We start from the raw sequence: 12,356 nt of genomic DNA, 5'->3' as shown, positions 1-12,356 counted from the left end.
TGGCGAGCCGCATTGTCCCACCCACTCACGTCGCCGCCTCACGATGGCGCAGACCCGCCAGAATGGTACTCATCAGTTGATCCAGCAGCTCATCTACTTTTAATTGCTGACCCTGCCAATAGCCCAATCGCTCATTAAGCCCTAGCTGGACTAAACCATGAACGCTGCCCCACAGCGTGCGCCCCAAACGGCGGGCTTCGAGATCATCCAGCGCTGGCTGGTAGGATTTAAGCGACGCTTCTACTTGGGTAAACAGCGCTTCGATCAAATCGCTCTGGCGCTGATCAAGTTCACCTTCCTTGGCTAACGGGTAATCGAAAAGCAACTGCCAGCGGTAGCAGTCTTGTTCAGCGAAAAGCCAGTAGGCACGGGCTAACGAACGTAACCATGGTTCAGGATCATCATCCACTAAACTAGTAATGGTGTGCTGCAGGCGCGCCAGCGTCTCCACATTGACGTGCTGCAGCAAGTTATTGAAGCTGCCATATAGTTTGAGTAGCGTGCTGGGGGCGCAGCCGACTTCCCTGGCCAGGGCACGCAGTGAAAGACCATGGACTGGCTGCTCAGCCAACCACTCATCACAAGCGTGCATGACCTGCGAATGGAGGGCATCGGGCGCATGCTGTCTAGGACGGGCCATGGCGATCTCTTAAGGTCAACGGCAAACGAGGAGGAATGCCTCACTGCACTTTAGCGGGAGTAAGGGTTACTATAGGATACCTTACATCGAACACTGTTTTCGACACTAAAACGCTACAATTCGTGCTTAATTGCGCGAATTCCTCACATCCAGGGCCACTTCCACGACGATTTTGCTTAAGGAGACAGGCATGACGGGACGACTGCATGTGCAAAACTTACCGCTAACCCGTTTATTGCCAACACTTGATCTTCAGGACCCGCTGATAGAATCCCCGAACCTAGCACCTCGACGGCCCATTTCGGCGATTCGCCTTGAGCAGGGCCAATATCGGCTCTCGTCAGTTTTCTGGGGCCTTACGCCGCCTTGGCTGGAAGTGCTGGATCACGCACCGCACTGCGCCCGGTCTGAAACCTTGGAATCTCGGACGATGTTTCGCGATGCTTTCGTTGCACGCCGCTGCGTTATTCCGGTCAGCGGTTTCTATGTATGGAAAACCCAGCCACGCAGCAAACAGCCTTTTTTAGTGACTCAGGTGTCCCGGGCACCGCTACTGCTGGGCGCTTTGTGGTGCCGCTATCACACCACCTTAACGGCGTTCACCGATTCCACTGCCTTGATTACCGTGCCCGCTAATATTCTGCTATCACCACTAACGGATCGCCTGCCGGTGGTGATTCCCAATCATGCGCTATCCACCTGGCTCAACCCCGATACCGATACTGAAACGCTTAATTCACTACTAGCGCCCGCCCCTTTGGAACTGTTGGGCGCTTTTCCGGTATCTAAATATGTCAATAATCCCGCCTATCAGTCATCGGCTTGTGCCCACCCCACCGGGTCGATGCTGCGATGGGCTGTGTCTCAGGAGCTGTAATGTTGCGATCCCCTTGCTTAACCCGCCGGCGGCTTTTCCCCAAGCGTGCACTGCTTGGCGTTATTGCCAGCATCGCGATGATGCCAATCGCCTTCGCCGCGAATGATGACGCCGTTGCCGACGCCATTGCTGATACAGTCACCCCGATCATTAGCCCGTATGACAGCCGCGACTACCGGGTTTTGACGCTTGAAAATGGCCTCAATGTATTACTGGTCAGCGACCCAGAAGCTGACAAAGCGGCAGCGTCGATGAATGTACGGGTCGGCAGCGCCCAAGATCCCGATGATCTTCAGGGATTAGCGCATTTTCTCGAACATATGCTGTTTCTAGGCACCGAACCCTACCCAGAATCCGACGGCTACCAGCGCTACATTTCCAATAATGCGGGTTCCCACAACGCTTTTACCGCACAGCAGGACACCAACTACTTCTTTGATATCGAGCCATCGGCACTTCAGGGCGCGCTTGACCGCTTCAGCGAGTTTTTCCTTTCGCCGCTGTTCAATGCGGACCACCTGGAAAGCGAGCGCAATATTGTTCACTCGGAGTATATGGCGCGGATCCGTGACGAATCGCGGCGTGAAAACGATGTCCTTAATCAGCTACTCAACCCTGATAACCCCACCACTGGGTTTGCCGTCGGTAGCCGCGAGACATTAGCCAGCCCACCTGAGGGCGAAACACCTCTGCGCGAGCGAGTGATTGATTTTTATCACCGGCATTACGACGCCAATGTCATGAACCTGGCCATTGTCGCGCCCCAACCACTGGATCAGCTGGAAGAGTGGGTCGTTGAACGCTTTGCCGCTATTCCCGACAACGATTTGAACGTGCCGAGTATAGAAGCGCCGTTAGTGGAGTCGGATACCCTCCCCCGCTATATCGAACGCCAATCGCTGCAAAACCGGCGCCAGCTACGCTTCTACTTCCCAGTGCCCGACCCAACCGACGACTACCGCACAAAACCAACACAACTGATCGCCCATTTACTCGGCGATGAAGGCGATGGCAGTCTGCTGGCGGTACTGCGCGATGCAGGGCTTGCCGACGGTCTTTCCGCTGGCGTTGGCCGGGGCGACGGAAACGAGGCACTGTTCACTATTTCCATCAGCCTGACCCCGGCGGGCGCCGAGCGCCTGGACGATATTGAAGCCACCCTGTTGGCGGCCATTGAGCAACTGCGTAACGACGGCCTCGCCGAGTGGCGCTACGAGGAGCAGGCAGATCTTAACGAGCAGGGGTTCCGTTTCCAGCAGCATGGCGCACCTCAGCAGGAAGCGACGCGCCTCTCCATGAACCTATCGCGCTACCCGGTAGAAGATGTGCAGTACGCGGCTTACCGCATGGATGGCCCTGATGTCGAGCGTCAACAAGAGTACCTGGACGCACTAACGGCGGATAATATGCTGCGCTTCTACTCAGCGCCGGACGTAGAGAGCGATACTGTATCCCCCTGGTTTAACACTGAGTGGCGCGAGCAAGCACCCGACCAGCCGGGTCAAGCCTTAAGCGGCTTAGCACTGCCCGGCCCCAACCCCTTTATCGCCAATGATTTAACCTTGCTGGAAGGACAGGATGATCACCCTAGCCTGCTAATCGATACGCCATCGTTTACCGCTTGGCACATGCAGGCTGCGCGCTTTAATACCCCCAGCGTCGAGTGGCGTGTCAGCCTGCAAAATCCAACCGCCAGCTACTCCGCCCACGAAGCGGTGCTTACCCGGCTGCTCGCCAGCTGGCTTAACGATAGCCTGAATGAATCTCTCTACCCGGCGTGGCTGGCAGGCCAATCGTTTAGCGCTTACCCGCACTCCCGCGGCATGACGCTCTCATTCTCAGGCTGGCGGGATGGGCAAACGCCCCTGATCGAACAGGCGATTGAGCAGCTTAAAAATGCAGAGATTGACGACGGCGCTTTTGAGCGTGTGCGTTACCAGCTGCAGCGTGAATGGCGCAATGCCCCTCAGTCATCGCTGTATGGACAAGCCAGCCGAACACTGGGCGAAGCCTTGCTCACACCGCAGTGGTCCACTGCTGAACTGCTCGCCGCCAGCGAACGCTTTGACCGTCACCACCTAGAGGATTTTCGCCAACGTTTTCTGGATGACCTCTATGTCGATGCCATGGCAGTCGGCAATCTTGATGCCGAGCTGGCTCGCGAACAAGCAGAGCTGATACGCGCCGAGCTACGTCCACGCTTAACCCGCGAGGAGATACCCAGCCTAACCCCGCTGGCGGTAAATGAAGAGCACGCCGTACTGCACCCACATAGCTCGCGAGATGAATCGTTGGTGCTGCGCTACCTGCAAGCTCGTGATCAAACCCCTGAAGAGCAAGCAACGACCAGCGTGATTGCCCAGTGGTTGGATACGCCGTTCTACCAGCAGCTGCGTACTGAACAGCAACTCGGCTACATCGTTAACGCTCGCTATTCGCCCCTTCTAGAAGCACCAGGCATTGCGTTAGTGGTTCAATCGCCAGATGCCGACAGCGATACGATTGCCGAGCGGATGGATGCGTTTCTTGAGGACGCTGGCCAGCGACTCGATCAGTTAAGCGACGAAGCGTTAGCGCCCCACCGCCAAGCAGTTCACGACCAGCTGCGCCAGCGCGACACCAGCTTATCTGGAATGGCCAACCGCTACTGGCAGGCAACGGCCCTGGAAGACGTGCGCTTTGACCGCCGTGAACAACTGGCGGAATTAGTCCTTAACGTTAGCCTTGATGACATCAAGGCCCTTTGGCCATCGCTACGCGAACACATGCTAGACGTGCGCTTTAATCCAGGCGATGAACCCAGCGATGTCAGCGATTATCGGGAGGCCCGCTCACCACTGCCCAGCGTGCTTGAACCGCAAGCCACCCCGTAACACTTAATCGTAACGACTCGTTATTGATAACGGCTCAGGCGTCAAACGCCTGAGCCGGCATCATGGCTTCGACGAACATCACCAACTCTTCCAGAATCTGCCGCTCGCGATCAGTAAGCGTTTGCTGATTGTACTGAGCGATCTCCCGCGCAAATGCCTTTAACGTAAAGCCCGCTAGCGCAGAGTCATTAATGCGCATCCAGCGATACGCCTCCCACTGCTCACGCTCTTCGCCTTCCAAGGTGTCGGGGTAGCTACGCGCACGAAAGCGAAACAACATCTCTTCCAAGCGTGGATCTTGGAACGCAAAACGCTGCCCCACTAAGTCCCACGGCTCCATTTCACGCACACGCTCCATCTGCTGGCGGTCGGCGGCGGAAAAGAAGCTGCCTGAATAGAGCATTAGATCTGGGTCTTGCGGCGCATCTTCATAGCCTGCGCTAAATACCTCTGCGACCTTCTCAGCCACACCGCTGGCATCACGCAGGGTTTTCCAATGCTGCCGACAGGCCGTCACATCCAAGCCTAAACGTTCAACGATAGAGCCATACTCACCCTTTTGTGGCCCATCGACATTTTTTAAGGCACTGGCAGGAAAGACCACCGGGCAGCGGTTGATATGAATCACTTTCAGCGGAATGCGTACATCGCCTTCGGCCAAATCTTGCTGACTAACAAACACACGGTCACGAATCTGTTCCACCGACATACTAAGCATATCGCTGGGATCAATGCTTAAATCGTAAACGATGACCCCGTTGGGGTTGGTCGGGTGTTCAGCCAACGGCATCACCAGGGCGCTGCAGCCACGGCTAGCGGGATAACGGCGGGAAATATGCAGTAGCGGTTTGGCATTGGGCAAGTCGAGCTGTTTAGCCACCGCACGCTTACCGCGCAGGCCGAGCAAGTAATCAAACAGCTTTGCATTGCGCTCCTTGAGAAGACGCGCCAAGGCGATTGTTGCGCGCACATCGGCCACTGCGTCATGAGCCCCTTCATGGGCAATACCGTTCGCTGCCGTTAAGTGCTCAAGCTTAAAGCTGGGCGCGCCATCTTCGCGCAGTGGCCACTCGATGCCGGTAGGCCGCAACGCATAAAAAGCGCGAACCACATCAATCAAATCCCAGCGGGAATTGCCGTTTTGCCACTCACGGGAATAAGGGTCGAGCAGGTTGCGATAAAACAGGTGGCGGGACACTTCGTCATCAAAGCGCAGGCTGTTGTAGCCGACTACGCAGGTGCCTGGCTCGCTCATATGGCGCTGAATTTCGCCCGCGAACTCTGCTTCAGGCAAGCCATGGCGTTGGGCTTTTTGAGGAGTGATACCGGTGATTAAACAGGCGGCGGGTTGCGGTAAATAGTCATCGGCCGGTTTGCAGTAGAGCTCAATCGGGTCGCCGATCTCGTTCAATTCGGCATCAGTGCGCAGGGCTGCGAACTGGGCTGGGCGATCGCGACGCGGGTCAGCCCCGAAGGTTTCATAATCATGCCAGAGAAAACTGGCAGGGGCAGCATTGGGTGGCGCCATGAACAAACACTCCGCTGGGCAATGAAAAGCCCAAGCGTAGCACACCCGCCACCCCTTTCGCCGCGTCTTACGCGCTTTGATCTAGCGCTTAATACTCGCTCTCAAGTCAAGATCCGCTCTTGGGAAGCGTAACGTTTAGCTCCAGCACGGAGCAGTTGTCTTCGCTATCCAATGAAATCTGAATGGCATCGTCATCTACATGCACGTAACGGCGAATTACTTCAAGCAGTTCGCGCTCAAGCAGCGGCATATAGTCGGGCTGACCGCGCTGGCTACGCTGATGCGCCACAATAATTTGCAAACGTTCTTTGGCTACCGAGGCGGATTTCCTGCGCTCACGCTTCAAGAACTCCAGCAGTTTCATCGACGACCTCCCCCGAACATGCGGCTCAGCAGGCTTTTACGTTGCATTTCGTGGAAACGCAGCGGCATGTCTTCACCGAGCAGGCGAGATACGGTGTCGCTATAGGCTTGGCCCGCGTCACTCGCGATATCGTGAGTCACTGGCACGCCCTGGTTGGAAGCACGCAATACGGCTTCTGACTCAGGAATCAAACCCAGCAGGTTGATCGCCAGAATTTCGCGGATATCGTCCAGCGTCAGCATATCGCCGGAGGTGACGCGTTCCGGGTTATAACGGGTGACCAGCAGGTGCTCCTTGATAGGGTCTTCGCCCTGCTCCGCACGCCGGGTTTTAGAGGCAAGCAACCCTAAAATACGATCAGAATCGCGCACTGACGATACTTCAGGGTTGGTCACCACAATGGCTTCATCGGCAAAATACATCGCCAACTGAGCACCACGCTCAATACCGGCAGGTGAATCACAAAGAATGTAATCGAAGTCTTCTTTCAACTTCTCGAGAATTTCCGCGACGCCTTCCTGGGTCAGGGCATCTTTATCGCGGGTTTGAGAAGCCGGCAAAATAAACAAATTTTCGACGCGTTTATCACGAATCAGCGCTTGATTAAGCCCCGCTTCGCCTTGAATCACGTTGACTAAGTCATATACCACACGCCGTTCACAGCCCATGATGAGATCAAGATTACGCAGACCTACATCAAAATCGATGACGACGGTTTTTTTACCGCGCAGCGCAAGCCCTGTGGAAATTGCCGCCGCACTGGTGGTTTTGCCGACCCCTCCTTTACCAGAGGTCACTACAATTATCTTGGCCAAGAGTCACTTCCTTCTTGAAGTCGTTCTTCGCGAGCGCGAGTCATTTGCCGCTCTGCGCATAACGGGAACGTCAATGTCATCAACAAGCCATACTGTAACGGATAGCGTCTTCGGCGTCGCTAGTCATGAAACACCAACGCAGCCTCATACCAATACATTAGCCTAATGGCTTAATTTCAAGCTGTTCTTTTGTAAAGTGAACTTCTGTGGGACGCCCCAGAAGCTGTGCATCAATATCTTCGGAACGTTTGTAATTGCCTGCCACTGACAGCAACTCGGCTTCCAACTCACGGCAGTAAATACCCGCTTTGGTATTGCCATGGATACCCGCTAGAGCACGGCCACGCAGCGCACCGTACACATGAATACTGCCAGCCGCTAATACTTCCGCCCCCGCATTTACCGCACCAATCACGACCAAATCCCCCTCAGAAGCACTAACCTGCTGCCCCGAGCGAACGGTGCCACGGTATAAGCGAGTGGCAAGTGCAGGAGCGTCCACGTCGCTTATGGGAGCCTCTTCACGGCTGACTTCCTGCTCAGCGGAACTGTTAACGCTTTCGAGTACCCGCGGGCGCCCCTCTTCAATCGGCGGGAACCAACCCAGCCCCAGCGCCCAGGCCGACTGGCGCACAGGCTCAGCGCCACCGCGCACCGCTACAGGCAGCAGCTTATGGTCGCGGCACACGGCACAAATACGCTCAAGAGCTAAGTGCGGTTCATCTAGCTTTTCCACGCTGAGCACAACCGGTGTATGCTGAAAGAAAGCAGGCGATTGGGAAAGTTTGCCAGCCAACTGCTGCCGGATTCGTTCCGGGTCAGCGCTACTTAGTTCCATGACGGTCATCGGCAGCATGCCGCCTTTAAAGGTAAAGGCCACTGCGGCACTATCCACGTTAAGGCTCATGGCCGAACTCCCTGTCATGTTCAGATAAGATAAAGGTAGCGTACTATCACGCATTGTGGTCTAGAAAATAGTCGCTTACCACACCATGCTTATTACAAAATAGTAAGGCCAAGCTAAGCGACAGCGTCGGCGACTGCAACCGCCGTATTGCTGACTAACGATTTTTTTCACGCTACGCACCAGCAGGATGATCCATGCACGGACTGTTAAGACGCCTGTTCGCACCTCGGTGGCAGCATCCCGACCCCGAAGTACGTCGTCAGGCCCTCCAGCGACTCGACCCTGAACAATCAGAACAGCGCCAGGCGCTGCAGTCGCTCTCTCAAGATCCCGATAGCCAGATACGCCTTGCTGCGCTGCTGGCGTTGGATGACTGCGCAGGCTTAGTCGATGCTTATCCGCATCATCAGCAAAATGAAGCCTGGTTCAATGCGGTTTGCCAACGGCTAAGCGGGCGTGAAGGCCATACCGACCTGCAGCAGCGTCAAGCGCTGGTTGAGCTTGTTGAAGAGCCGCGAGCGTTAAACGCGGTGGCCTTACAGGCCGACAATCTAACATTACGCTTAATGGCATTGAGCAAGCTTACTGATGAGAACGACCTGATACATCAGGCCTGCCATAACGGCGTGGCCGCGGTTCGTCACCAGGCTGCTGAGCGCATTGAGGATGAAGAGGGACTCAAACGCTTATTGAAAGAAGCACGCCGTGACCGCCAAGTGGTTCGTTTAGCGCGGGAACGCCTTAACCGCTTACGTAGCGATGCGCAGTGGCTAGAAGCTGAAGCACAGCAGCGTGAAACCCTGCTTAGCCAACTGGAACAGCATGCCCGCGCACCGTGGGAGCCGCTTTACGGCGGCCGTTTCCGGCATCTTGAACGGCAATGGGAACAACTCACTCAACCGCCAAGCGTTGAGCAGGAGCAGCGTTTTCACCAAGCGCTGCTCAATTGCCGCAAAACACTGCACGATCATGAGACACAAGAGCAGGCTCGCCAACAAAGAGCAGAGCGCCGCGACGAAGCCGAAAACACGCGCGAACAGTTACTGGAAGGGATTGAAGAAACCCTCGACGGCCTACGTCACGCGTCTGCCATGACCGTACAGGATATAGACAGCCTGCGCGCTCAGCGCCAGCTACTCGGCCAGCGCTGGCAAGCGCTTTCCGACATGCATCCGCCGAGCGACACCATACGCCAGCGTTACACGGTAGCGATTCAACACTACGACCAATGTCTGGAAGCTTGGCAACGCTGGTGCACGGTTAGCGCCAATATCGAAACGGCGCTGGCTAATGGTGACCACGCCACCTTGGCGGCACAGGTTAGCGAGTGCCAATGGCCCGACACGTTAACGCCCCCCGCGCTACTGGGCCGTGCCCATGCGGTACTTAGCGACGAAACTACCGCCCCATCGCCTCCGGCGGAAGATCAAGCCACACTCACGACCTATGCGGGCGAACTCGATTCCTTTGAGCGCTTGCTAGAGCGTGGCGCCTTCAAAAGTGCCAGCCGCCTACACCAGCGGCTTAAACCTCGTATTGAAGGGCTAGAAAGCGCTGCCGCTCAACCGCTCAAAACTCGCTTGAAGCACTTAGCAGCACGGCTAGCGGAGTTACGCGATTGGCGTGGGTTTGTCGCCGGACCAAAGCGTGAGCAGCTATGTGCCAGCATTGAAGCGTTAGCCAACGACCTTCACATGGCAGAAGAAGCGCTTGACCGTCACCATCGTCAGTTGGTTAAAGAGTGGAAATCACTAGGTGATGCAGCGGCCAACCGCGAACAGTCCGCTCGTTTTCGCAGCGCCTCGGACCGTATTCATGAGCGTCTCGCTCCTTGGCGGGATCAGCTTAGCAAAGAGCGTGAGACCAACCTTCAAGCCCGCGAAGCGCTGTGCGATCAACTTGAGAGCTTGCTGGCCCAGCCGGCTGAAAACGCCGACCCCGATGTCCTTCGGCAAATTCGCGACAAGGCACGCCACCAATGGCGTCACTACAGCCCGGTACCCCGTGACCGCTCAGAAGCCGTTGGTCGCCGCTTTGGCACTATTCGTCATCAGCTACAGGCGCTAATTGATCAGCGTGCCGACACAATTGCCTCACAGAAACGGGAGCTGATCAGTCAGGTAACTGCACTGCGCAGTGATGACAGCCAGCCGTTGGCGCAACGTATTCACCACACCAAACAGCTACAACATCAGTGGCGAGCGCTCGGGCGAGCCCCAAAAGGCGAAGAGCAAACGTTGTGGCAAACCTTTCGACATGAGTGTGACCAGCTTTTTGCCCAACGCGATGCGCATAAAAATGAGCAAGCGGCACGCCAACAACAGCAGCTTGATGAGATGCAAACGCTCATCGATCAAATGGATAGCTGGCAGCCCATTGAGGCCAGCGAAGCCTCCACGTTGGATAACTTTCTAAACCAGGCCAACCAGCTCGAACCGCTGCCACGCAATCGTCGCAGCGAGGGCATGCAGCGGCGCATGAGCGGCATTGTGCGGGCACGTCGCGAACGCTTAAATCGGCTCGCCGTCGTCAATACGGTTCAGCAGTGGCACGCGATTATGCCGCTAGTGAATGCTCACTTGGCCGCCGACCAGAATTACCTGAGTGAGGGAACTCCCAACGAGGTAGATGCGCAAGAGTTACTCAGCGCCCCCCTTCCGGCGGCCTTTAAAGAGGCACACGCCATCCGCAATCAGCAGCGCCATCGTGTAGCAGTGCCGTTATCTGATAATGACTATGCCAAGCTGGCGGAGTCTCTCGCCCGCTTGAGAGTACATCTCTCTATGCTGGCCATTGGTAGCGTCCGGCAAAGCGATGAGCCGCTGCGACTAGCCATCCAGGTAGAACGCTTGAACGAGGCTTTCAGCCAGGAGCGCAGTCGTGATGAAGAAGTCACCGACATTCTAGCCGCGCTTTTGGCACTGGGACCGATGCCTGCCGCACTATGGGCTGAAGAAGTAGAAGAGTTGGATAACCTGCTAAGCCGCTTGGCAAGAGTTCCCCTGCCTTAACAAATGACGAACACATCAATAACAACGGGAGGCTGAGCGCCTCCCGTTTGCGTTCTCCTCTGAGTCAAGGAGCTAGTGTTTATCAGCCAGTAGCGAACCACTAGCCCATAAACTGACCACCGTTGATATCAATGTTAGCACCGGTAATAAATCCTGATTCCTTGTCGGCTAAGAAAGTAACCAAGCGGCCAATCTCTTCTGGCTTGCCATAGCGCTTCACTGGGATTGTTTCCCGAATGGCTTCGCGCACTTTTTCTGGAATATTCATGATCATATCGGTAGCGATATAACCAGGCGATACAGTATTAACCGTAATCCCCTTGGTCGCCGTTTCCTGTGCCAGCGACATGGTCAAGCCGTGCATGCCGGCTTTCGCTGCCGCGTAGTTCACCTGACCAAACTGCCCCTTACGGCCATTGATGGATGAAATATTGATGATCCGGCCATAGCCATTCTCAAGCATCATCTCAATAACACTACGGCAGGTATTAAAAACACTGTTGAGGTTGGTATCGAGCACTTCGTACCACTGCTCGTAAGACATTTTCTTCAGGGTGCCATCACGGGTAATACCCGCACAGTTCACTAGCACACTGATGGGGCCGTACTTATCATGAATTTCACGGGCACCTTCCAGGCAAGCATTATGGTCAGAAAGGTCGACGCCGGACAATTCGATATTGTTATAGCCGTCAGCACGCTGCGTTTCTAGCCAGGTTTTGGCCTTATCGGGGTTGCGGTAACCCGCAACAACCAAATATCCCGCATCTGCCAACGAACGACAAATTGCCGTACCGATACCACCAGTTCCACCAGTTACCCAGGCGACGGGGGCTTGATTGGTCATTGACTACCTCCCTGAAATGACAATTGGCTTGGGTCTAAAAGCATATAGGTTGTGTCACAAGCCATTGTGAATAAGCGCGGTTGCGCCTGTATTACCCTAGTGCATTATTGGCTTGAGCAATGCACCAACGTAAGCTTTTTGTTATGGCTATCTAAAGCATAGCTGCACTTCTCTCATGTTGCAGCAGGATGCTCGCTACTGCCATAAGCCGAACGTGTTAATACCCCTATTGACTTCATGCGAAATCTCTGTAGAATGCGCCACACGTTGATGCGGGGTGGAGCAGTCTGGTAGCTCGTCGGGCTCATAACCCGAAGGTCATCGGTTCAAATCCGGTCCCCGCTACCAATATTTTGAAAGGCAGATCAGTTATTTACTGGTCTGCCTTTTTTGTTGCCCGCCTTTTCAAATTCCTCTGTGCCCATATTGTGCCCACACCGTGCCCAATATTTTCATTGCCCCTGAAGATCAAAAATTTGCATGACCTTCAGGCA

General features: G+C 55.3%; 9 protein-coding genes and 1 tRNA gene. 4 read left to right on the top strand and 6 right to left on the bottom strand.

The genetic code is table 11. The features are described 5' to 3' along the window. Positions 1–25 precede the first annotated feature (25 nt). Positions 26–640 carry a TetR/AcrR family transcriptional regulator gene (locus ACXUPB_RS02185; protein ID WP_008958733.1) on the bottom strand — a complete coding sequence of 205 codons (615 nt, stop codon included), beginning with the start codon at positions 638–640 and terminating at the stop codon, positions 26–28. 190 nt (positions 641–830) lie between these two features. Between ACXUPB_RS02185 and ACXUPB_RS02180 the strand changes: the two genes are divergently transcribed. After that, complete coding sequence (locus ACXUPB_RS02180) at positions 831–1,517, top strand: SOS response-associated peptidase (protein ID WP_035564983.1); 687 nt, start codon at positions 831–833, stop codon at positions 1,515–1,517. Further along, positions 1,517–4,390 (top strand): insulinase family protein, encoded by a 2,874-nt coding sequence (locus ACXUPB_RS02175; protein ID WP_472955138.1) that lies wholly within the window; start codon positions 1,517–1,519, stop codon positions 4,388–4,390. Before ACXUPB_RS02180 ends, ACXUPB_RS02175 begins: the two co-directional genes overlap by 1 nt. A 34-nt stretch (positions 4,391–4,424) precedes the next feature. On the opposite strand, the gene sbcB is transcribed toward ACXUPB_RS02175, so the two are convergent. The 4 genes from sbcB to minC all read right to left on the bottom strand — a co-directional run bounded on the left by sbcB (position 4,425) and on the right by minC (position 8,004). Beyond that, entirely contained in the window at positions 4,425–5,918 is a 1,494-nt protein-coding gene (gene sbcB, locus ACXUPB_RS02170; protein WP_472955136.1) for an exodeoxyribonuclease I, read from the bottom strand. A 106-nt stretch (positions 5,919–6,024) separates the two neighbouring features. Then, positions 6,025–6,282, bottom strand: coding sequence for a cell division topological specificity factor MinE (gene minE, locus ACXUPB_RS02165; RefSeq protein WP_008958737.1), 258 nt, complete (start codon positions 6,280–6,282; stop codon positions 6,025–6,027). Continuing rightward, a complete protein-coding gene (minD, locus tag ACXUPB_RS02160) occupies positions 6,279–7,097 on the bottom strand; it encodes a septum site-determining protein MinD (RefSeq protein ID WP_008958738.1) in 819 nt (272 codons plus the stop codon). Before minD ends, minE begins: the two co-directional genes overlap by 4 nt. A gap of 157 nt (positions 7,098–7,254) precedes the next feature. After that, positions 7,255–8,004 (bottom strand): septum site-determining protein MinC, encoded by a 750-nt coding sequence (gene minC / locus ACXUPB_RS02155; RefSeq protein ID WP_472955133.1) that lies wholly within the window; start codon positions 8,002–8,004, stop codon positions 7,255–7,257. A 194-nt stretch (positions 8,005–8,198) separates the two neighbouring features. Between minC and ACXUPB_RS02150 the strand changes: the two genes are divergently transcribed. Beyond that, the gene (locus ACXUPB_RS02150; RefSeq protein ID WP_472955131.1) at positions 8,199–11,015 is read left to right on the top strand and encodes a DUF349 domain-containing protein; all 2,817 of its coding nucleotides are present in this window, start codon (positions 8,199–8,201) and stop codon (positions 11,013–11,015) included. 100 nt (positions 11,016–11,115) lie between these two features. Here the strand turns inward: ACXUPB_RS02150 and phbB are convergent, their stop codons facing one another. Beyond that, a complete protein-coding gene (phbB, locus tag ACXUPB_RS02145) occupies positions 11,116–11,862 on the bottom strand; it encodes an acetoacetyl-CoA reductase (protein WP_336273608.1) in 747 nt (248 codons plus the stop codon). Between the two features lie 271 nt (positions 11,863–12,133). Here phbB and ACXUPB_RS02140 point away from each other — a divergent pair. Next, a tRNA-Met gene (locus tag ACXUPB_RS02140) sits at positions 12,134–12,210 on the top strand. Positions 12,211–12,356: the final 146 nt, after the last annotated feature.

It is taken from the genome of Vreelandella sp. DA03-1M, from assembly GCF_055725665.1.
The sequence above is the reverse complement of the archived record's forward strand: the minus strand, read 5'-3'. Positions and strand labels throughout refer to the sequence as shown.